Source organism: uncultured Turicimonas sp., from assembly GCF_902477955.1.
In the GTDB taxonomy this organism is placed as follows: domain Bacteria; phylum Pseudomonadota; class Gammaproteobacteria; order Burkholderiales; family Burkholderiaceae_F; genus Turicimonas.
Window position 1 is genome coordinate 1 of the sequence record NZ_CABSJB010000040.1, and the last position, 22,800, is coordinate 22,800.

Genomic DNA, 22,800 nt, shown 5'->3' on the forward strand with positions numbered 1-22,800 from the left:
TGGATTTTGAAAGTCTTAACTTAAGACTTTCAAAATCCTCTTATTTAGGATCCTTCATTCCCCATGCTTTTACATCATGGCAAGTTCCGCAGTCATTAACAGAAGCCCGGTGCTCTCTATGGCAATCAGAACAGTCTTCGGTCTTGCCGAAATGATAACTGTTGTGAGGATTAATTAAAGCCTTGTGCTCTTTTACTTCTCCGGTCTTCGGATTCTTCATCTTGGAAATGAAGTTAAGTCGATCTGTTTTACTTGCCAAAGCATCCTGGTTGTGACAGGTAACACATTGAGATGTCGGAACTGGCTTGAATTCTGTGCCTTGATGACATACTGTGCATTGCACTCCGCGAGCACTGTGTTTGCTCATGCTCGGCATCTGCGCTGAGACTGATGTCACTCCGAAACTCATAAGAACGGCAGCAGCTAAAAGTATTTTTTTCATTTCTTTCTCCTTATTGTTTCGGTCTGTCAGCAACGGTTTCGCCTGCAATCAAACCAAATACGGCACATTCCGGCATAGAGCATCCGGTCATTCTTTCCTGTCCATGCAGGCCTCCGGAAGCTTCTCCGACTACAAACAGTCCTTCAATCGGTTTTCCTGTTTCCATTGAAAGAGCACGGGCTTTCAAATCTGTTCTAATCCCGCCCGGAGTGTAGTTAAGACGAGGATTTACAGGCATTGCATAAACTCCAGCAGAGAAATCAAGCGATTCGACCTTACGTCCGGATCTTTCGAGAGGTTTATTGAATTCCGGGTCCTTGCCTTCTTTGATTGCTTGGTTATAAGCATCTACGGTGTTCTTTACAATTGCCGGGTCAGCTCCAAAAGCTTTGGCGGCCTCTTCCACGGAATTAAACTTCGTCATTGTTCCGTCAATACCGTTAAGACCGTTCAAGCTCCTCTGAACTCGGTTAAGGTTATGGAACTTAGCCAAGGATTTTTCGTCATAAATGATGAACGGCTTCTTATCTCCGTTTTGCATTCTTCTTAAGAGAACGGTTTGAGCCAATGCATTACGAGTTGCGCCCTCACTCATGAAACGTTTCCCTGTTGCAGGATCCACGATAACGCCCCAAATCATGTCTTCGGTTGGCAGCGGGTAAGCAAATCTAAACAGCGACAAATGCATCGGTTGAGCACCTGCTCTTACCATTGTCTTGAGAGCACCGGAGGTCGCACCCGGGTTGGTTGTTGTTGCAACGCCCGCTAAGAACGGCACTTCAATGGAACGGAAGGCTTTATCGCGAGAGTATCCCCCGGTGGCGAAGATAACGCCCTGCTTTGCTCTAATTGACTTCTTAGTACCTGTCTTGTTCTGAAGGTCGTCGGTTTCGGGAGTATCGAAATAGTAATCCTGTCTAACTTCTAAGCCTTCAACTTTTCCATCTTTATCAAGAATTATTTCATCGGCTTTTGTATGAAGTCTTGTCTCCAGGTTCTTAAGAGTCTTCATGTGAGTCCATAAAGCATTCAGCAATCCGGCGCCATCTCCAACGGATACTAGGACTCTAGGCTCACTATGACCGCCGAGTTTAAGGAGACGGCCGTCCCATTTAACGCCTCTTTCCGTCATGAATTTTTCGGCTCTGCCAGTATTTTTGGCCATTTCCAAAGCTTTTTCATAGTCTCCCATGTTGCCGGAAACTTTGTACATGTCGGAAGCGAGTTTTTCCGGTGTATCTTGAACACCTTTTTGTTTTTGAAGAGGGGACCCTACACAAGCAAAATTCAGACCGCTGATTCGGGATGTTCCGCCCAAACGGCTCATCTTATCAATAAGCAAAACTTTAGAACCTTTTTCAGCAGCGGCAATCGCGGCAATAGTTCCGGAAACTCCGGAACCTACGACAATTACGTCAACTTCTTCATCATATTTCGGTTTCTCTGAGGCATAAGCAGAAAAGGGTGCGGCAACAGCCATCAAAGAGGCAGATGCCTTAAGAAAATTTCTTCTAGATGACTTAATCTGTGTCATGTGGTTCTCCTTGGATTACTTAGAAGGGTTAAGCAAATCTTAAGGAAAAATCAAAACACCACCATTAAAGAAAAATCAAAAAGATTACAAAAGTGCTACAAAGCTACTCCGAATAATCTTCCATGTAATAGCCGATTCCAGAATAAGAAGAAATCAAAGGCTCTTCCAACCCTGCTACACGGAGTTTTTTTCTTATCCTCGCAAAGGAAACTCTCAAATAATTGGTTTCGCCAATGAACTCAGCACCCCACACTTGTCGAAGTAGATCCTCATGGGTAAATACAATTCCCGGCTTTTTCATCAAAACAGCCATTAACCTGAATTCAATGTCGGGAAGATTTATCTCCTTATCATCGAAATAAAACTTCCTCTTGCCGATGTTCATCTTTAAGGGGCCATTGATGAGTTCCTGGCTCCCTATCGAATCTGTCTGAGGACTCACCCTTCTAAGAACCGCTTTAACTCGAGCTGTTAATTCTTCCACTGAAAATGGCTTTATCACGTAGTCATCGGCACCGGCTTCCAATGCTTTTGTTTTAACGGAGGTCTCCGAGCGAGCTGAAAGAAAGATAACAGGGGTAGAAGCTGACTTTCTAAACTCTTCTAAGAATTCCAGACCATCCATTGCAGGCATCATGTAATCCACAATAACTAAGTCGGGCTTTTCTGAAAGAGCTTCGTAAACTTTAAGAGCTTCCTCTCCATCCCCCGCAGAAGCTACATCGAAACCTTCTCTTTCCAGAGATTGACAGACAAAACGTCTAATTTTGCTTTCGTCATCGATAACTAAAATCAATGGATGGATTTTCATGAGGCCTCCGGAAAAGGAAGAGTAATGATAAAAGTGGTACCCCTCCCTACTTCACTTTGGATCTTAATGCTTCCCTGATGAAGTTCAATTAGTCCTTTCACGATGACGAGACCTAGCCCGGTCCCACCGGATTTACGTTTTGAGTTCATTTCAACCTGATAAAACTTCTCAAATACCTTATTAATTTTCGATGGCTCTATTCCTACCCCATTGTCCCTGAAAGTTAAAATAAGATTGTTATCTTCTTTATATGCTTCAAGCGATATTACAGGCTTTCTCTCCGGATACCCATATCGCACGGCATTAGAAATAAGGTTTGTCAAAATCTGCACGAAAGCATCGCGATCCACCCAAATAATTTTGGCGTCTTCATGAATGTCCACATTAAAATCAAAATCACCGTTTGCCCGTGTAATTCTGAGAGCTTTCTTTACCAAGGGCGTCAACATGCAAAGCTCCTTGCGGATTCGATAGGCGCCTGCTTCCATTCGAGATACGTCAAGCCAGCTCTCAATAAGTTTTTTCATACTGTCGCTATCGTGCAGGAGTTCTTCCGCCTTTTCTTTTACCTCATCCAACCCCGACATTCGCCGAATCTCCTCTGCTTCCAGCCGAATTGCAGAAAGAGGAGATTTAAGTTCATGAGCCACGACTCCAATTAAATCTTCTTTTAATTTGTTGAGCTGTTCCTCTGAGGTAACGTCACGGATAAAGAGAGCCTTCTTTAAGTATTCTGAGTCTACTAAGGAAAAAAGGCGTAATGACAGGACTTTGCTGTTTTCCAAAGGACAGATGACCGGCAACGTTCCCCCAACTTTAAGCTTTTGAACCGTCTTTTCCTCAAACAGCATATCCAAAGACTTCCCGGCTAATTCATTGCCGAAAATATTCACGGAGGCCTCGTTGGCAAATCGGAGAACATCGTTTTCATCGAGTAAAACCAGGCCCTCCGAAAGCCCGGTAAATACCGCAGTCATGACTCCTTCCCTTTCAGTGACCTTCTTAACCTGTTTTTCTACTTCATCCTGAAGTTTGGAGTTAAGTTCAAAAAGCTCTGTATTTGCATGGTTGAGCTGTGAAGAGACCGATGAGAACTTATGCTGAAGCATACGTAGCTCTTTTGGAATTGTCACGACCTCACCCTTCAAAGGACGAGAACGGCCGGCCGCTATTTGCGAAGAAAGTTTGCTGATGGAATTGACTAAAGGTGAACTTACAAAAATGGAAGCGATTATCGTCAAAAGAAGAATCGAAAGCCATGCCAAACCATTTGATAAAGCAATTTTCCAGATAAGTTCCTCTCTCTCCTTTTGAGAGCTCAAAACTGCAACTATCCACCCTGCCTCTGGTACGGACGATAAATAACTTCTGAAAAACTCTTCTTTGTCTTTTCCAAAATTCAAAGACACCCAGGCAGTCCCGTCCTCCTTTACTCTCTCAATTGCTGCTGGAGGAAATATTTCAGGAATCGGAAAATGCTTAGAGGTAGAAAAAATAATTTTGCCTGATCCATCCGCAATCGCAATTCCGTATCTTTCTGGAGAAGATTGAGGAAGAACCTGCTCGGCCAGCTTTTTTAGATTTACAGCAGCAACCGCATAACCAATAATTCTTTCATACTGAGTAATGGGCGTTGAAAGATTGATAATGTTGCCTGTTGCAGCTCCCTGAGCGTTAACAAGACCCGAAACTTGAACTCTGTTTTCTGTCGTTCGGTTGAACCAATGGTCCCTTCCTGTGTGATCTACGCCGATATTACTTTCTCCGTGTGGATTTCTCTCCGGAGAAAATGAAACGGAAAAGCCGGAAGCATTATCTATATGGATGTTTAAGAAGTCGGGAAAGTTTTCCCGCAAGCTTTCAAGAAATTTATTGATGCGCTCGGAATCTTTTAAGCCTTCAATTTTTACGAACTCGGAAGCAGTCAGAAGAAGATGCTGCGCAATTTGAATCCGAGACAACAGCTCTTTTCCCGTACTTTCGGACAACTGTTGCTGGACTCTTTCCTCTTTAGCGATATCTTCGCTTGCCATCTTGTACTGAAGTCCGGACATGACAAAGCACGGTATTGTCACTGAGACAAGCAGGACAGCCATCAAATAAGTTCTAAATTTCATCTCTTTCTTCATCCATACCTTGTTAAAGGTATACGGCTTCCGAAGTAAAAGATATTGGAAATTGTCCTAGAGAGGATCTCCTCTTCCTCTCCAAAATGGTCTCGTTTCAAGTTGTAGGAAATTGCTTCCCACTTAAAAATCAGCCTGCTAACTCTTTATAATGTACTGTTTTTAAAAACACATCTTAGTAAAAATGTCTTCTGATAAGCACTTAAAAGTTCATGCTGACCCTCTCGCTTCTAAAAAAGAAGCGTGGAGCGGACGTTTCTCCGAACCGATGGCTGAATTTGTTCTTCGTTACACTGCCAGCGTTGGTTTCGACAAGAGATTGGCAGAAGCTGATATCGCCGGTTCATTAGCTCATGCAAGAATGCTCGCTAAAAGCAAAATCATTTCACAGAAAGATTTGGCTGACATTGAACGCGGAATGAAACAGATTTCTGAAGAAATCAAGCACGGTACCTTTAAATGGAAGCTGGAGCTCGAAGACGTTCACCTGAATATCGAGGCTCGTTTGACATCCCTTATCGGTGATGCTGGAAAGCGCCTCCATACAGGCCGCAGCAGAAACGATCAAGTTGCCTTAGACATCCGCATTTATTTAAGAGACCAAATTAAAGAAATCGTTTCTTTAATCGAGCACCTTCAGCACAGCCTTCTCACCATTGCTGAGAAGAACGTCGACACTTTGATGCCGGGCTTTACTCACATGCAGATTGCTCAGCCGGTTTCTTTCGGCCATCATATGCTTGCATATGTTGAAATGTTCGAAAGAGACAGACAACGTTTCTTAGACTGCTATAAACGCGTCAACATCTCTCCGTTAGGTGCCGCTGCTTTAGCAGGTACAACATACCCAATCGACCGCGAATTCACCGCCGCCCAGCTCGGCATGGATTCCGTTACACAAAACTCCTTAGACTCCGTCAGCGACAGAGACTTTGCCGTTGAATTCTGCAGCTGCTCTTCTTTGACAATGGTTCATATCTCCCGTTTGTCTGAAGAGCTCGTTTACTGGATGTCCTCCGGTTTCGGCTTCATCAGCCTTCCGGACAGATTCACTACCGGCTCCTCCATCATGCCGCAGAAGAAGAACCCGGACGTTCCCGAAGCTGCCAGAGGCAAAGTCGGCCGTGTTGTCGGCCATTTGATGGGCCTCTTAATGCTGATGAAAGGTCAGCCTCTTGCCTACAACAAAGACAACCAAGAAGATAAGGAACCTCTCTTTGACACGATCGATACCGTCAAAGACACTCTCAGAGCTTTTGCAGAAATGGTTCCGGGAATCCAGGTAAGAAAAGAAAAAATGAGAGCGGCTTTACAGGAAGGCTTTGCCACTGCAACTGACTTTGCCGACTATCTTGTCAGAAAAGGCCTGCCCTTCAGAGATGCTCACGAAGCCGTCGGCTGCGCCGTTCGCTTGGCTTCTGAAAAGAATTGCCAACTTCACGAACTTTCTTTGGACGAACTCAAACAGTTCAATCCTCTCATTGATGAAGACGTCTATGCTAGTTTGACTCTCGAAGGTTCTTTGAAGGCTCGCGATCACGTTGGCGGCACTGCACCGCACCAAGTTGCTTATCAAGTTGAACGCTGGAAGAAAATCTTAGCTGAAAGAGAATAAGCATCTTTCCTTAGTTAAAAAGCTGAAGGTCTTCTCGATCTTCAGCTTTTTTATTGGTCTTGATAGAAGATGGTTTTCATACAAAATGAGGAAGCCGCAGCCTCCTCTTTCTTTAACGAGTCAGTTAATCTTACTTATTCAAGTCAATCTTGTGAACCCAGCCCTTAACATCTTCAATGTCGCCCATCTGGATGCCGGTCAAGGTTTCGCGAAGCTTGGCGCTGACAGGACCAATCTTATCCATTCCGGTCGGCAGGTAAATATCGCCGTCCTTAGAGTGGACCATTCCGACAGGGGCCAAAACAGCGGCTGTACCGATAACGGCCATTTCCTGCATATCTTTGATTTCGTCAAATCTAACCGGACGTTCTTCCACCTTGTAGCCTAAGATATCTCTTGCGACTTCAACCAAAGAACGACGAGTGATAGACGGAAGAATAGACGGAGAAGATGGAATTACGATAGTTCCTTCTTTGTCTACAAACATGATGTTTGTGCCGCCGGTTTCTTCAACGAATGTGCGAGTTGCCGGATCCAAGTAAACGTTTTCTGCATAGCCTTCTCTATGAGCTTCCATTGTCGGATACAAGCTCATAGCATAGTTCAAGCCGGCCTTGATGTTGCCTGTTCCATGAGGAGCTGCACGGTCATACTCAGCAACTTTGAGCTTAATCGGCTTGACGGCGCCTTTGAAATAAGAGCCGACAGGCATCACAAAGATTCTTAAGATGAATTCATGTGCGGGAGCTACACCGATCTGCGGACCGGAACCAATCATTACCGGGCGGATATAAAGAGTAGCGCCTGTTCCATGCGGAGGAACCCATGCTGCATTGGCGCGAACTACATCTTCTACGGCCTTAACAAACTTCTCAACAGGGAAGCTCGGCATTTCCAAACGCTTTGCCGTGTTGAACATACGTTTGCCGTTTTCTTCCGGGCGGAAAGTCACGATTTCGCCCTTTTCCGTTTCATAGGCTTTCAAGCCTTCGAAACAGCACTGTGCATAGTGAAGAACGCAAGCAGCTTCTGACAATTCAATATTTGGATTGTCGGTAAGTTTTCCTTCATCCCATTTACCGTCTTTCCATCTTGCTTCAAATCTAAAATCAGTCGGCTGGTAACCGAAGCTCAAATTGGCCCAGTCAATATTTTTTTTCTGCATTTTTGATTCCTTGGTGATATAAAAGTTATAAGCAAATAATAATCTTTGACACGGTCTTGTGGACCTTTTCTCGATCCTTAGTTACCAGCAATTTTTAGATTTTTGATCAAAACTGAACCGGTACGATAGTTGTCGGAAGCAAGGATATCCTGACCGATTGCTTCGACATTCAAAAACATATTTCTCAAATTTCCGGCGACGGTGATTCCGTCAACCGGATAAGCTATTTTACCGTTTTCAACCCAGAAGCCTTTAGCTCCGCGGGAATAATCGCCGGTAGTCAAATTAACTCCCTGTCCGATTAAGGAGGTTACGAGAAGTCCCGTTCCCATTCTTTCCATCAACTTTTTAAGCGTCTTTTCTTCATGCTCTGGATCGGTGTGAAGAGAGATGTTGTAAGGCCCTCCGGCATTTCCCGTAGTCTTCATGCCAAGCTTTCTTGCGGAATAAGTTGAAAGAAAATATCCCTTGACCACTCCGTTTTCAACGAAAAATCTCTTGGAAGGTCGGACACCTTCATCATCGAAAGGAGCAGAGCCATAGCCCTCTTGGACAAACGGATCTTCTTTCATTGATAAGAATTCCGGAAATACCTGAGTTCCCAGAGAATTTGTCAGGAAAGAGAGATTGCGGTAAAGCTGAGAGCCCGAGACCGCAGAGATGTAGAGTCTGATCAAGCTTTTTGCCGTATAAGGGTCAAAAATAACGGAGCATTCTCTTGTAGATAAATTCTTTGCCGACAGCATGGCTGCAGCCCTTTTTGCGGCTTCTCTACCGATGCTTTCCGGAGAAGCAAGCTGAGAAGGGCTTACTCCCATGTCATACCAGAACCCCACTTGCATTCCGCTGTCGTCTTCAGCAATGACTGAGGTATCCAACGAGTGGTTGCTGTAATCAAAGCCGCTGCAGAACCCTAAAGTATTGCCCAGAACAAATCTTCCCACGCTGGTGCTTAGGTTAGATCCTTCCGAATTCACAATTCGAGAATCTCCTTCTAAAGCCGCCTTTTCCGCAGCCTTGCAGATTTCGATCGCCTCTTCAGAGGAAATCTCCCACGGATGCCATAGAGAAAGGTCTTCAAACTTAGTACATAGAAGATCTTTTTCCGGTAGCCCTGCACAAGGATCTTCAGAGGTGTAGTTTGCGATATCGACCGCCGCTCTTACCGTCTGCTCAATGCTTTCGCGGGTCAAGTCACCGGTTGAGGCACTGCCTCTTCTCTGATTGATATAGACAGTGATGGCAAAACTTCTGTCTCTTGTATGTTCGAGAGTTTCTACATCCAAATTACGGACGTTAATGTTGAGTCCGTTTTGATCCTGCACTTCAGCAGCCGCTGAAGTGGCTCCTTTTGAGAGCGCATAGTCCAAGGCGTATCGGACTTGGTTTTCAAGAAAGTCTTTACTACTTAATGTGGGGCTTTTTTTCATTTAATCTGCCGTTACAACCGTCGAGGAGACTATGATAATGGAATCTTTAAAGATACTCCTAACAAGGAGATCCTTACCAATTATTAAGTAAAAAATGACAGACTATACAGACGACAACGAAGAGTACTCCGGACGAAGCAAAAGCGAATTAAAAAGACAAGCAGAATATTTGCAGGATCTTGGGAAAGAGCTTACGGAATTAGGACCCGAAACCTTAGCCAAAATTCCTCTTCCGGACGTAATTCTCGCCGAGCTTCAAGAGTTTCACAAAATGAGAAGCTTCGGCGCTAAAAGACGTCAGCTGCAGCTCATCGGCAAATACATGAGATCTTTAGACGGCAATCAAGTCAGATTAGCTATCGACCGTGCTAAAGGTAATGACAAAGCAGCCGTGGCAGCTCTTCATAAATCCGAAAGACTTAGAGATGCTCTCATTGCACAAGACGAAGCATTGACAAAATTTATCGCTGACTTCCCGGAAGTAGATGTCCAGTTAGTTCGCCAGCTCATCCGCAACGCCAGAAAAGAGGCTCAAAACAACAAACCTCCCAAAGCATCCAGAGAACTTTACAGACTCATTCATAACATGGTGCTGCCGCCGTTGATCCTTGAAGTCAAAGAAGATGAGGAAGATACAGATGAATAAAAATACCCGAATCGGCTTAGTTTCCGTTTCTGATCGTGCTTCTCAAGGCACTTATAAAGATTTGGGAATTCCTTCCCTTAAAGACTGGCTCAACAAAGTCATCCTGAATCCGTTTGAAGTCGAAGAAAGACTTATTCCGGATGATAAAGAAACGATTAAAACCGTTTTGAAAGAACTGATTGATGAGAAAAAATGCGACTTAGTTCTTACCACCGGCGGAACGGGACCGGCACGCAGAGATGTCACTCCTGATGCGACTTTAGAAATCGCTACCAGAGAGATGCCCGGATTCGGAGAACAAATGAGAAGAATTTCTTCCGTTTTTGTTCCGACCGCTATTCTGTCCCGTCAAGTAGGTGCATTAAGAGAAACCGAAGACCACGCTGCTCTCATCATTAATCTTCCGGGTCAGCCTAAGGCCATTGCAGAGACTTTAGAGGGTCTGCCTGCTAAAGGCGTTAACGGCGTATTTGCTGCCGTTCCTTACTGCATAGAATTAATCGGCGGTCCGACTATTGAAACGGATGCCACATACGTTAAAGCCTTCCGTCCGAAATCTGCCAAGCGTCCTGAAATCATAGATTCTCTGATTCTTGAACCTGAAGGAAAAGCCGACTCCGCCATCATTATGCTTCATGGCTTGGGAGCCGACGGAAGCGATTTCGGCCATTTCAGAGAAGAGCTGATTGCAAGCGGCGCTCCTCTAGAAAACACAAGAATGGTCTTACCTAATGCTCCGTATATTCCAATCTCAATGAACAACGGATATGAGATGCGGGGCTGGTTCGATCTTTACAGTCTCGAAAGCAGAGACAGAGAAGACGCAGAGGGAATCAAAAAAACATTCCAACTCATCCGCAGATTAATTTCTGAAGAAGAATCTAAAGGCATTCCAAGAGACCGGATTTTCTTAGGCGGATTTTCTCAAGGCTGCTGCATGACTCTTTACGCAGCTGTTCAGCTTGATAAGCCGATCGGAGGCTTCTTCGGATTGAGCGGATACCTCCCGTTAATTGATAAAGAAGAAGTTGAGCACGTGGGGAGCGCTATCAAATCGCCAATCTTCATCGGTTATGGAGAAGAAGATTCTGTCGTGCCCCCCGCCTTTACCCAAATCTCCGTTAGTTACCTACGGAAACTCGGTGCTGACAAACTTTCAGCCCATGGCTATCCAGGCCTGCAGCACTCAATAGATCTCGACGAGATTGGAGATTTAGCTGATTTCTTGGCGACCGTTCTGAGGTAGAAGAGAACTTAGTAAGGCAAGATTTCTTGTAGTCTTGCCTTATATTGATTGAGGGCTTTCTATGTCAGCAAATTCAGATCTCAACCTTCTTGAGCATACCTTCAGCAGCTTAAGTCCTTTGTTTGAGCCGCTGAAGATAAACTTATTTACGGTTGGCGGCGTTCCCATCAACAGCTTCGATCTGATTGAATTCGTGATTATTTTTATAGTCACCTATTTTTTAGGGAAGGCTGCGGAAGCCAGTATTACGCGCATCGGCAAACACCGCGGAAGTCAAGTCCGCATGGAATCCCTGCAGATGTTTGCCAAGTTCGTTCACTGGGCAATTCTGTGCGCAGGTTTGATGTTCGGCTTTGCCGCCATCGGTCTTCCGGTTACCCACTTAGCTATTTTAGTTTCCGCTCTTTCCGTCGGTATCGGCTTTGGCTTACAGACCATCGTCAACAACTCTATCGCCGGTTTGATTCTTATCACGGAAAAAGCTGTGAGCGTCGGGGACGTTATCTGCACCCCATCCGGCCATATCGGCAAAGTCAACATGATTACGATTCGTGCTACACGAATCGTTACGCCGATTGGTGAAGATATCATCGTTCCGAATGCGAACCTGATTGACAAACCTTTTACCAACTACACGCTGAATCCTCGGGGCGTCCGAAAGATTTTTCCCTTCAGCGTTGCCTACGGAATTGACTTTAGAAAAGTCAAAGAAATTATTGAGAATGCGGCCATTCAAGTCCCCTTCTGCATCAAGCCCGACCAATACCACGAGGTTGAATGCGGTATCACCGGCTTCGGAAATTTCGGCATTAACGTTGAACTTGTCGTTTGGGTTGATCCAATTGAACTGATGGAACCTTACCGCTTGGAAGCTGCTTTTCTAAATGCAATCAATGATGCCTGCGTAGCCAACGGCATTATTATGCCGGGTCCAAGCTATGCTGTCAGCGTTACACCGGCAACGAGCAACAACGCACCGTCGGTTTCCGCTAAGGCGACTCATTCCAGTCCTCCGCCCCATCTGACAGACCCGAATACGGATAGTGCAACTCCTCATCCGACGCAAGCTCCTCAAATCATCTCTCATCCGAGTTTAACTTTAGGAGCTAATCAGCAAAGAGATGCAGCTGTGGTCGGGCTTCCTCAAAGCATGTTCGACAGTCCCCAGAAGCCAAAGAAACAGGAAAGCTCAGGCGGCGGTGAAGAAGAGTAAGATCTTTTGAACTGCCCGTAAGCTGACTGAGGATAATTTGGCCACCTATATTGGAAGATTTGCACCCTCTCCGACCGGAGAACTGCATTTAGGAAGTCTTGTCTGTGCTATTGCCAGCTATCTTGATGCCAAAGCGCATAACGGAAGTTGGCTTGTTCGCATCGAAGACTTAGATCCTCCGCGTGAACCGGCTTGGGCAACCCCAAAGATTCTTGAAACATTAAGAGTTCTAGGACTTTCGTCTGACGAGCCTATCGTTTATCAGTCAGATCGTCATCATCTGTACAAAGAAGCCTTAGATTACCTAATTACTAATAAATTTGTTTACGGCTGTAGCTGTTCTCGTAAACAAATTGCTGAATATCAAAACGCCAGAGGAAAACCGGCGAACATCTATCCCGGAATCTGCCGAGACAAACATCTGACCGAAGGGATCAGGGCTTGGCGCTTTAAAGTTCCTTCCGAGGACAGATTCTTTAGAGATCGTCACTTCGGTGAGTACCGACAAAATATAGAGCAGGAAGTCGGAGATTTCGTTTTAAAAAGAGCTGACGGATTTTGGGCTTATCAATTGGCAGTCGTCGTAGATGACCATCAACAAGGAATTACTCATATCGTCCGGGGTGCAGACTTGCTCGACAATACGCCGCGGCAAATCGAACTGCAGAAAGCTCTGAAATATCGCACCCCTTCGTATATGCATATTCCGCTCGTACTCGGCGAGAACGGACAAAAACTTTCTAAGCAAAACGGCGCAACCGGACTTGATTTAGAAAATATTGACGCAGAAATCGACAAGGCCTGGACACACCTTGGTTTCGAGAGATTTTCTTTTGACAGCTGCGAAGGCTTTTTCTCCAAGGCAATTGACCTTTGGAGAAAGAGCCCGTATTTCGCGGAATAAACCGCTAACCTCTTCTCCCCGTTCCTCCCAGAAGAGCTGCGACTAGTTTCGGTTTGTGTTCGTGAATTGATTCAACAATAGCGACCGTTTTAGCGACAGGCTTTTGAGAAACTGTCTTAGACGGGACATAAGGATTCAAAAAGAACGGGTCAACGTCCTGTTTTACTTTCTGATAGGTGTACTTCTTATTAGGATTTACAAAATCGAATTTGACCCTCTTCGGAGATAAGTCGATTCGATTGAATTTCTTTTTGGTTAACTTCTCGATAGCCTCAACGTTGTTTTCATCTTCAGAGGTCATCAAGCTGATCGCCAATCCTTTAGCACCGGCACGGCCGGTTCTGCCGATTCGGTGAACATAATCTTCGGCCATGAAAGGAATATCAAAATTGATAACCAACGGCATATCCGGAATATCAAGGCCGCGTGCAGCCACATCCGTAGCAACTAAATAATTGATAGTGCCGTCTTTAAATGCTCCCAAGGTCTTAGTTCTTTCTTCCTGAGATTTATCTCCATGAATGGCATCTGCCAAGAAACCGTATCTGTTCAGCTGCCTTGAAAGGCGACCGGCCATTAGTTTGGAATTAACAAAGATAATTGCTTGCAGAGTATTTCCTTGATCATCGACTCCTTTTGTCGTGAGAATTTCGACGAGAGAATCTGTTTTCTTACCATCAGGAACCTCATAAAGTTCCTGGGTGATAGTTGAAGCCGTCGTGTTTTGTCTGGCAACTTCAATCATGACCGGTTCATTTAAGAAACTCTGTCCAAGTTTTTTGATCTCAGGAGAGAACGTTGCAGAGAACATCAACCCCTGACGTTTCGGAGGAAGCTCCTTCAGAATTTTTGTGATATCCGGGAGAAAGCCCATGTCCAGCATGCGATCCGCTTCATCGAGAATCACTATTTCAACATTCTTTAGAGAAGTATTTCTTTGTTCCAAATGGTCAAGCAAGCGTCCCGGGGTGGCAATCAATACTTCAATGCCTTTTCTTAACTCTATGGATTGCGGTTTAATATCTACACCGCCGTACACGCAAGCAACTCGAAGTTTCGTTTCAGAAGCGTATTGTTCTAGGTTTTCAGCAACCTGCAGTGCCAATTCTCTCGTCGGCGTCAATATAAGAGCTCGTACAGGATGGCGTGCCGGAGAGACGCTGGGATTTTCATATTTGAGCAAATTTTGAAGAATTGGGAGTCCGAAGCTAGCGGTTTTACCTGTTCCGGTCTGAGCGGCCCCCATGACATCTTTTCCTTCCAAGACAACCGGAATGGCCTTGATTTGAATAGGTGTCGGTGTTGTGTAGCCGACTTTTTCAACCGCTTTTAATAACTTTTCATCTAAACCGAAATCTTTAAATCCAGTTTGCTCAGACATTGACTCTTATTCCTTCACAATAGTTTCGGGAATTTTAAACTTTAGGAGACAGATTTTTAGCCTTACTCCTCAAAACAATCAGTTCAGGCTGAGAGAGTTCGTAAAAGAAGAATATCTCCGGTTAACGTCTAGATCTGACACCTATCAACTTTCGTTAAATGAGATAGAAATCAAGGGAGCAAATATTTTCCCCCTACGGAGAAGAGAGCATGAGATCTTCGATCAAGAATTTGCCACCCGAAAATTTTTTCGCTTCTTAAGATTAAGAATTTATTCGGACAGGAACTACATATCTTTGATAACCGCAATCCAGATGACTTTACAAAAACAATTACCGCTTCGTAAAAAGACAGCAGAGGCTCTTTATTCTCTCTACACAGGAAAACTAATCTTGTCAAGCCACGCCCATTGTGGTTTTTAAAAATATTAGATATTTCGTTTTCTGCCTTTTCCAAAGTTCATAGAATCTCAAAATCCCGGGGGAAACTATTAACAATCTTGCATTTCAATCATTAAAACAAGAAACCTTCTTACTTCTTTTCAGTAAAAAATTTCTTTATCTTATTGATTTAAAGAAAAAGAAATAGTTCGCATACGAAAGTGAAAAGTAAATCAAAAATGTAATAATTTGTAAAATTTGACTAATTATTTAGCTTCGTAACTATTTGTTTACAAAAGAGAACTTACTATAAAGTCTTAGTTTATACCGTGTTTGCGTGATATATAACACGGGTTAGTATTTGCTCATTACGGGATTTCCCGTTATCATGGCTACCATAGTAAAAACACTAGTTTTTTACTAAAAAAGGAACGAATGGAGGGAAAAATGTTAAGAATGCGCCGCACTCCTAAGGATAGAGCAGCTTTTCCGACTGAATTGCCGTCTATGCATATTCCAAATGGAGTCTCTCCGCAAGCCTATGCTGCACACAGAGAAGTTCTTTCTGTCCTCATGCTTAGATTCATGACGAGCCGTCTTCGCGCTATGTATCAAGCCTATGACGGTGATTTAACACTTTGCTTGGTTTTAGGTGAAATTGCATCTAGAAATACTGAACGCTTCTATGACGAAAGACGCGGCTTTCAGCCTCGCTCACCAAATGCGCCAGAGCCTCAGCTTCTCGCCTGCAATGCTTTGTCAATTTCCGAAGTGACTGGCATTCCAAGAGAAACTGTTCGCCGTAAATTAGCAAAACTTGTAGATTTAGGTTGGATTCAAAAGACACCGGAAGACATGTATGTCATTACCGATAAGATTGGAGATGTCTTTGCCGCTTTTGATGACTCTCAAACCTATGATTTGATGCACACAGCAGAGCAGATAAGTAACGTTCTGCAAAGATAAGTTTCTGTCTTGTTGTTAGTTGTAAACTCCTGTTGAAATGACCGCTGTCTAAAGAATCAATTTAGACAGCGCTTTTTTACCTTCTTAAGCCTCTTCTTTGAATCTATTCATCAGCACAAAAGCCTTCTGATTAATCCTGAAGGCTTCGTCTGTATAGAAAAAATAAACAAGCTCAGGATTTGTTTTAGAGGCTTCTTCCCGGACATCTCGAAGGAAAGCGCCCACGGCTTCTCCCAAATTTGCCGCAGTTATAGAGCCAAATTTAGACTTAACTGAAAAAGCCCTGCTCTCCGTGAAAAAAGAATCATAAAGTTCTGCCAGCTCAGAAGTTTTCCCATTCGTCTCTCTCTTTTTTTGAGAAGCTAAGCGCTCAAAAAATTCCGGTGTTTTCAGCTTATATGTCCGGGCTCCTGGCGACTCAGGATGAAAGACCCAACCTTCTACCCGGGCATTCCCATACGCACTATTTATGCAAAAGTCTCTTCTGGAAAAAATCTCAGAAATAGACACATGCCGTTCTTGAACAGGAACTAAATAGGAATCTTTCAAGCCTAAGCCTTCAAGCAATTTTTCCACTTCCGGAAACAGCAATCGATAGGAACTTCTTTTGCCCTCTCCTTCCGAGAATACAACGCTGGCACCAAAAATCTTAAATAACGCTGCTTTCGGAGGACAGTACTTAATCCTCTTCATGTTCAAAAAATTTAAGAACTCGCCGTAAATGTTGAGTCCAACAACTTTTTTTCCAAAATTCGGCAGAACGCTGTCCAGAGGAGATTTTTGTAATTCTCTTTCGAATGCATTCCTAACCGGCGTAAAAAGCTCCTGATGTTTCTTCAGAATAGGAATAGCATCAAATGCATTGTTTCCTTGCCTTGTGAAGGCTCTAAATTCCCCATCGGTGATACTGAGACATAAATTTGAGCCGTCGAGTTTTTCAGTCACGGTATAAAGGCACGGAGTCAATAGTTCAATACTCGGCCAAGGCTCAAAGATATCCATAAGAATTCTCAAGAAGAAAATTTGATTTTCGCACCGCCAATAAAAAAGTGCCAGGAGCAAACTTCCTGACACTTCAAATTGAGCAGTTCTTAAATTAGAACTTGTATTGGACCTGCAAGCCGCCCATCCAAGCGTTCATCTTTTCGAATTTTCCGACTTCTGTATAACTACCGTTGTGGTGGTCTCTATACAGTTTTCTGTGACCAATTCCGCGGATGTGGCCGTAAGCAGCATCGATCTGCCAGTTCTTAGTTGGAGCCCAGGAAACGCCGCAGGTCAACCAAAGTCTCTTGGTATCTGGAATAAGAGCTGTTCTCTTAGTTTGATCGTGAATAGGATCAGTCTCTAAAGCGATACCGCCGCGAATTGTCCATTGATCGCTGACTTTAATATCTGCACCTAAACTCAGTAACCAGACGCTCTTCCAATTATTCTCCAATGTCATATGGGAGAGGGTATAAGACATTTGTGGGTTCAACATAGAATAAATTCCACCATCTGCATTGGTATAAAAACGCATATCTTTGAAATTTTTCCAGTTTGCCCAGCGGGCTAAAGCCGAAAGACGCAACCATGGTGTAGTTTCCCAAGTACCAGTGATCATTACCGTTTCTGGAGTAGTAAGGTCACCATAGCCGTGACTAGTTTGGGAGAGTCCGATTGGTCCGAGGTTACCACGAACAGTGTAGTCGCCTTTAGCATGAACATGAGCTGCAGAACGATAAGAAATACCGAATCTCAAGGTTTCAAGAGGAGAAAGCATGATGCCGGCGTTATAGGTAAACATCCAGTCACTGCCTTTATACTCAAACTCCCCTCCCGTTACATAGCCTTTGTTGCCCACAGGAACTATGGGAAGGCCATTCTTAATCTTGGAGTGAGTGTACATAGCAGAAACACCAGCGCCGATGCTGAACCACTCAGTTGCCTTCCAAGCAATGTTCGGATTGATATCTACAGTCATGATAGAACCGCTGATACCTCTCTCTCTTTCAGTCCAGTCGCTACCGTATCTAATCTTCATCCCGTAAGGAGAAGTGATAGCTAGACCAGCCCAGAGGTTGTCTGTGAGTTGATGTGAAACAAAGAAGGCAGGAATAGGAGCGGGCTTGTCACGGCCATTTTCTGTAGTTCCGTCAAAACCTTTGTAATCAATATCGAGGTCAACGACAGTGGAGCTAATCTGGAATTGTGTTCCCGGAAGCAAAGTCATACCAGCCGGGTTATACCAAACTGCAGAAACGTCGTCTCCAACGATACCGGCGCCGGCATGAGAACGACCCATACTTACAACGCTCTGCTCAGTAAGTTGGAAGCCTGCGGCCATAGCAGATGTGCTGACTGCTGCCAAAGAGCTGAACATTAAACCAGCTAATAGTTTTTTAGAAGTTTTCATCTAAGTCTTTACTAAAAACAAAAAATAGGGGAATTTTCAATGGGTAGGATTTTGAAGAAAAACAAGAGTTCAAAACATGCGTTTTTCTAGTGAGAAACCCTAATATTTACACCCCTTAACTTATTCTTCTTTTTTGATTCAGACAATGGCTTGTGAATAAATAGCAAGCAAATTTTCTAGGATTTCAGCCTTCTCGTCTCTTCTAACCATTTAGACAACAGCTATTAATTGTTCTGATTCTTTTGTCCTGGATGTCCTTGGCTGCACTCTGACTCTCTCAGGCGCAGAAAGAATTGAAGTAATTTGAAATTCTTGAGTTATAGAACACAACTCCTTGAATGAAAGATTAGGAGTTAGAAGAGGCCCACGAAAGACCTCTTCGAGAAGTTAAGTTATGACCACGGTGTCAGGGCTGCAGCTTCCTTACCGGCAATCCTGCCAAAAATCATGGCATCAGCGTTGGCACAAGCGCCCTGATATGTTAAGCCCCACGTTGAGCCAAGTTCACCGGCTACATAGAGACGCGGAATCTTTTCTCCGTATGGATTCAAGCACTCGGCCTTCACACTTCTTCTCGGACCGCCCATTGTGTGATACATCACCGGAACCAGTTTGACAGCGTAGAAAGGCCCTTCCTCGATTGGGGCTGACCAGGCTTTAACATCTCTTCCTACAAACACCGCTTTTTGATTAGGATCGGCGGTAGGAGTACGACCGTATTCAGTATCTATTCCTTTGGTCTTCAGGTCATTGTTCCATCTATTGACCGTGTCAACCAATGTAGCCGGATTAGGAATTTCAAGTTTCTTTGCTAACTCTTCAATTGTCGGAGCTTCAATGATGACACCGGATTCAATTTCTTTTTTGTTGTCCTTACTCCAAACATAACCTTCTTTGTTGATGGCATATCCTGAACCTCCGGAGCTAATGAGCGGAGCTCCTTCGAGGTAGGTCTTATCCATAATCATGTAGCAAGGAATTCTTGGATAACGATGTTTAATGGCATCAAACTGGTTAACAGCCATCCACGAGCAGTGGTAATCCAATTTCTTTTCATTAACAAAACGTTTTCCGTCTTGATCCACCCAAATAAAAGCAGGACGTCTAGTTACCATCGCTAGACCGGCTTTAACGCCAGGAACTTGAATACCCAACGGAGCCGATACTGAATTCATATGCCACAAATCAGCGCCCATGGATTGAGCCATAAGTAAACCGTCGCCGGTATGGCTCGGTCCGCCCAGATAACCCATTGGATTACCGAAAACATATCTCTGCATAAGCTCAGGATTGCACTGGAAGCCTCCGGTCGCAATAACGACAGCTTTTCGGGCTTTCACATTAATCGGTTTACCGTTCTCCAAAGCCACGACGCCGGCAACTTCGTTACCGCACCGAATAAGTTGTTGAGCCGGCGTGTTAAGAAGGACACGAATGTTGCGCTTTTCTACCGCTCGCTGGAAAATGCCGAAGAGTCGTTCTCCACCTTTCTTGCCCGGAACATTGCGTGGTGAAATCTTGTTCACGCAATCAGCACCTGGAAGGTTCTGGTAACCAGCGTGACCGTAAATTGCTAAGGTCACTTGAGGATCCAAAGACTTCACATAGTCGCCAAGTTTGAGAGATTCCTCGCAGAACACACGAAGGATTTCCGGATCCCACTCAGATCTGGATAATTCGTACAAAGCTTTTTGAAAAGCGTAGTAGTCGTCTTTGTTTGTCGGCACTACGAAGCCGCCGGAAGAAACACACACGCTTCCGCCACCTTCCGGCATTTTTTCCAGAATGATGACGGAAGAACCCGCATCTGCAGCTGCAATTGCGGCATTAGAACCAGCATTACCGTATCCTAGGACTACAACATCGGCCTCACGGTCCCATTTGATTTCGTCATTTTTTGAAATTTCTTTTGCAGTTGCCAAACCAACAGGGCCGGCGATAACTGCGGCTGAGGCTGTTTTGAGGAATGTTCTTCTCGAACTAACTTGATTACGCAACATAAGCGACTCCTTAGGAAAGCCGAAAAAGACCTGGGCCATGTTCAATGAACTGCTGACAGTCGCTGACCTCAAATGGTTCAATCTTTTTCGGCCGAATTACCGTTACCCAAAGCGGCGCAACGGTTATCTTTGTATTGTAACCAACTGCTTTCTTATCTATGGGAACCTTTTGATGTTTTTTTGTTGAATTTTTATATAACAAAAGAAAAATGCACAAAGCGCTTAGGTTTATCCTGCGCTTTGTGCAATTGAGGTCAGAAACGGTTATACAAGCTTTTGAACGCCGGGCCCTTTCAAAATACTTGAACCTCCCTGCTGGGGCGTAACGTTAATTTGAACCGGAATCCTTTCGTGAATCTGGCCCACGTGAGAAATAACACCGATTAATTTTTGATGACCGCTTTCTTTATTGAAAGTATTTAAATTGCCAAGAGCCGTCAATGCTTTATCCAAGCTTTCCTCATCAAGGCTCCCAAAACCTTCATCTAAGAAGAGCGAGTCAATTCTTATCTTATTGCTAGTTAGTTCCGATAAACCCAGAGCCAGAGCTAGGCTAACAATAAAAGTTTCACCACCGGAAAGATTGGAAGTGGCTCGGACCAATTCATCCATTTCATTGTCCACCACATCCAGATCCAGAGAAGCCGCTTGGTTCTTAATCAGCAAATACCGTGTCGATAATTGCGACAACACCTTATTTGTCTTGGTAATCAAAGTTTCGAGCGTCAAACTTTGAACGTACTTCTGATACTTGGCTCCGTCTTTCTGTCCAATCAAATTATTGAGCCGTTCCCATTTTTCGAAAACCTTTCTTTGCTTTTCAATTTCAGCTTGCAAAGCTTTTGACTCATTTCTTACCTTGTCATCACGATCAAGCTCTTCTCTTACTCCGCCGATTTCTTTATTTCGTTCGCCGATAGATTTTTCATTATTTGCTTTCTGTTCTTCCAACTCCCATAAAGTCAACTCCGTTTTATTCTGCAGAGTCTTCTCATTTACTTCTTTTTGTAATTTTGATATTTCATTTTTCTTTGCAAAGAGGTTCTGTCCGTATGCATCAATAGTTTGCTGTCGATCCGTCTGTTCCTTATCAGAAAGTTTGCTCTCTTTCCATTTTTCTTCCGTCATAAAGCCGGTGTGCGCGAGCTCCTCTTTCCACTTCCTTTCTTCCCGGACTAATTTTTCGTTATTTTCCGAGATGGATTTTTCCAGTCCGGTTGCCTCGGCTCTTTTTTGAATCAGCTCCTTTTCAATGTTGCGTTGTTTGGCCTGGACATCAGCCAAATTTTTCTCTAAGGCCTCTAGTATGCCGGCTGCTCTTTTCTCTTCTACTACGGGATCTTTGGTACCGAACAACTCTTCTCTCTGGCCCTTTGTTTTATCAAACTCGGCTTGCTTTTCTTTTTGGTTTACTTCAGCGACCTCCAATTCTTTAAGACAGTTGTCATGCCGTTCTAAGAGAGCTTTTTTCTCAATCTGAAGAACACCGAGAGCGTTTACGACTTTCTGCAGTTCTTCGGACTTCAAACCAAAATCCTTACCCGCTTTTTGAAGCTGTTTAAGCTCTTTTATAAAGGTTTCACTACCAAAAGCTTTTGATAATCCGTCTTTTAATTCAAGAGTGGCAGTACTAATCAGCTCAGTCCAGTCTTGACCGTTTTTATCTGACTTTTCCTTTAAGAGTCTTTGTTGTTCTTGTTGGTGTTTGAGATCTCTTTGGAGGTTAACTTCCTGAAACTCTTTGCCTCGAATATTTGTTTCTTCGTTGGCAAGCTTCTCTTGAAGAGTCTGCTTTTCCTTCTCAAAAGATCTGACGCTCTTTTTTATTTTTTCGCATCGTGCTTTTTCTTCTAATGCCTTTTGTTCAGCGGAGATCACAAGGTTTTCCAAAACCTGCACCTCACATTCCGAAGAAAAACCGAGCCCTTTAGCTTGTACGCAGAGTTCATTCCGGAACTTTTGTAAACGGGTTTCTTCTGTATTCAATGCGGCTCTTGTAGAGACGACCGTAGCCTCCAAACTCGAGACTCTCTTCAAGAGCTCCTCTTCTCGGCTTTCAGCCTCTTTGAGTTGTTTTTCGACCTTATTTCTTTCTTTTTTAGCATTTAGAACACCTTCAGGCAAAGCCTCGGCAAAAGGATGGTCTTTGGAGCCACAAAGAGGACACTCTTGCCCGTCGACTAGCAAGGCCCTTTTTTTCGTGAGTTCTTCAATTCCTGATAGAGTCTCCAAAGTCTGTCTCTGAGATTCCAATGACTCAACAAGTTCTTTCTGTTGTGCAAGCAAGTCCCTATTAGTCTTTAACTGCCCTTCTGTGGTGTGAATCTCTTCAGACTTAGCTTTCGTCGCTTCTTGAGCTTCGAAACAACCGGCCAAGATTGGTTTTATTTCAGATAACTTTCGGCTCTTGCTTTCTTGTTCACGAATAATTTCTTCGTATTCGTCTAAATCTCTCCCTTTAAGCTGGTCCGTGATTTGGGATTCTTTCTCAGCAATAGCTTTCTTTATTTGATCAATTTCTTTCTTTGCGTTAGCTACATCAGC

General features: G+C 44.0%; 17 protein-coding genes. 6 read left to right on the plus strand and 11 right to left on the minus strand.

The genetic code is table 11. The features are described from left to right. Positions 1-40: 40 nt before the first annotated feature. The 4 genes from RDK53_RS10230 to RDK53_RS10245 form a co-directional block, all read right to left on the minus strand. Positions 41-442, minus strand: coding sequence for a cytochrome c3 family protein (locus RDK53_RS10230; RefSeq protein ID WP_289639787.1), 402 nt, complete (start codon positions 440-442; stop codon positions 41-43). Between the two features lie 10 nt (positions 443-452). Beyond that, positions 453-1,976, minus strand: a complete 1,524-nt coding sequence (locus tag RDK53_RS10235; protein WP_277041527.1) for a flavocytochrome c — start codon at positions 1,974-1,976, stop codon at positions 453-455. Between the two features lie 103 nt (positions 1,977-2,079). Next, a complete protein-coding gene (locus tag RDK53_RS10240) occupies positions 2,080-2,787 on the minus strand; it encodes a response regulator transcription factor (protein ID WP_277041529.1) in 708 nt (235 codons plus the stop codon). Beyond that, positions 2,784-4,904, minus strand: coding sequence for an ATP-binding protein (locus RDK53_RS10245; protein WP_277041531.1), 2,121 nt, complete (start codon positions 4,902-4,904; stop codon positions 2,784-2,786). Before RDK53_RS10245 ends, RDK53_RS10240 begins: the two co-directional genes overlap by 4 nt. 193 nt (positions 4,905-5,097) lie before the next feature. On the opposite strand from RDK53_RS10245, the gene argH reads away from it, so the two are divergent. Beyond that, entirely contained in the window at positions 5,098-6,528 is a 1,431-nt protein-coding gene (gene argH / locus RDK53_RS10250; protein ID WP_308514584.1) for an argininosuccinate lyase, read from the plus strand. A 130-nt stretch (positions 6,529-6,658) separates the two neighbouring features. On the opposite strand, the gene RDK53_RS10255 is transcribed toward argH, so the two are convergent. Together RDK53_RS10255 and pmbA are read right to left on the minus strand one after the other, a co-directional pair. Then, positions 6,659-7,693 carry a branched-chain amino acid aminotransferase gene (locus RDK53_RS10255; RefSeq protein ID WP_308514585.1) on the minus strand — a complete coding sequence of 345 codons (1,035 nt, stop codon included), beginning with the start codon at positions 7,691-7,693 and terminating at the stop codon, positions 6,659-6,661. A 77-nt stretch (positions 7,694-7,770) separates the two neighbouring features. After that, positions 7,771-9,123, minus strand: a complete 1,353-nt coding sequence (gene pmbA, locus RDK53_RS10260; RefSeq protein WP_308514587.1) for a metalloprotease PmbA — start codon at positions 9,121-9,123, stop codon at positions 7,771-7,773. Positions 9,124-9,217: 94 nt separating this feature from the next. On the opposite strand from pmbA, the gene yjgA reads away from it, so the two are divergent. The 4 genes from yjgA (at position 9,218) to gluQRS (ending at position 13,132) form a co-directional block, all read left to right on the plus strand. Beyond that, positions 9,218-9,769, plus strand: a complete 552-nt coding sequence (gene yjgA, locus RDK53_RS10265; RefSeq protein WP_308514589.1) for a ribosome biogenesis factor YjgA — start codon at positions 9,218-9,220, stop codon at positions 9,767-9,769. Beyond that, positions 9,762-11,015 (plus strand): molybdopterin adenylyltransferase, encoded by a 1,254-nt coding sequence (mog, locus tag RDK53_RS10270; protein WP_308514591.1) that lies wholly within the window; start codon positions 9,762-9,764, stop codon positions 11,013-11,015. The genes yjgA and mog overlap by 8 nt, the downstream gene beginning before the upstream one ends. Before the next feature lie 61 nt (positions 11,016-11,076). Beyond that, positions 11,077-12,228, plus strand: coding sequence for a mechanosensitive ion channel domain-containing protein (locus RDK53_RS10275; protein ID WP_308514593.1), 1,152 nt, complete (start codon positions 11,077-11,079; stop codon positions 12,226-12,228). A 37-nt stretch (positions 12,229-12,265) separates the two neighbouring features. Further along, entirely contained in the window at positions 12,266-13,132 is an 867-nt protein-coding gene (gene gluQRS, locus RDK53_RS10280) for a tRNA glutamyl-Q(34) synthetase GluQRS (RefSeq protein ID WP_308514595.1), read from the plus strand. 4 nt (positions 13,133-13,136) lie between these two features. On the opposite strand, the gene RDK53_RS10285 is transcribed toward gluQRS, so the two are convergent. Next, entirely contained in the window at positions 13,137-14,513 is a 1,377-nt protein-coding gene (locus RDK53_RS10285) for a DEAD/DEAH box helicase (RefSeq protein WP_308514598.1), read from the minus strand. A gap of 826 nt (positions 14,514-15,339) precedes the next feature. Here RDK53_RS10285 and RDK53_RS10290 point away from each other — a divergent pair. Then, on the plus strand, positions 15,340-15,858 hold the full coding sequence (locus RDK53_RS10290; RefSeq protein ID WP_308514600.1) for a Crp/Fnr family transcriptional regulator: 519 nt from the start codon (positions 15,340-15,342) through the stop codon (positions 15,856-15,858). A gap of 84 nt (positions 15,859-15,942) precedes the next feature. On the opposite strand, the gene RDK53_RS10295 is transcribed toward RDK53_RS10290, so the two are convergent. The 4 genes from RDK53_RS10295 to RDK53_RS10310 all read right to left on the minus strand — a co-directional run. Then, on the minus strand, positions 15,943-16,860 hold the full coding sequence (locus RDK53_RS10295; protein ID WP_308514602.1) for an RNA ligase family protein: 918 nt from the start codon (positions 16,858-16,860) through the stop codon (positions 15,943-15,945). Between the two features lie 94 nt (positions 16,861-16,954). After that, positions 16,955-18,256: an OmpP1/FadL family transporter gene (locus RDK53_RS10300; RefSeq protein ID WP_308514604.1), complete on the minus strand. Its 1,302-nt coding sequence runs from the start codon at positions 18,254-18,256 to the stop codon at positions 16,955-16,957. A 392-nt stretch (positions 18,257-18,648) separates the two neighbouring features. Next, positions 18,649-20,256, minus strand: a complete 1,608-nt coding sequence (locus RDK53_RS10305; protein ID WP_308514606.1) for an FAD-binding protein — start codon at positions 20,254-20,256, stop codon at positions 18,649-18,651. A gap of 264 nt (positions 20,257-20,520) precedes the next feature. Beyond that, positions 20,521-22,800, minus strand: a 2,280-nt coding sequence (locus RDK53_RS10310) for an SbcC/MukB-like Walker B domain-containing protein (protein WP_308514608.1), incomplete at its 5' end; no start/stop codon positions are given.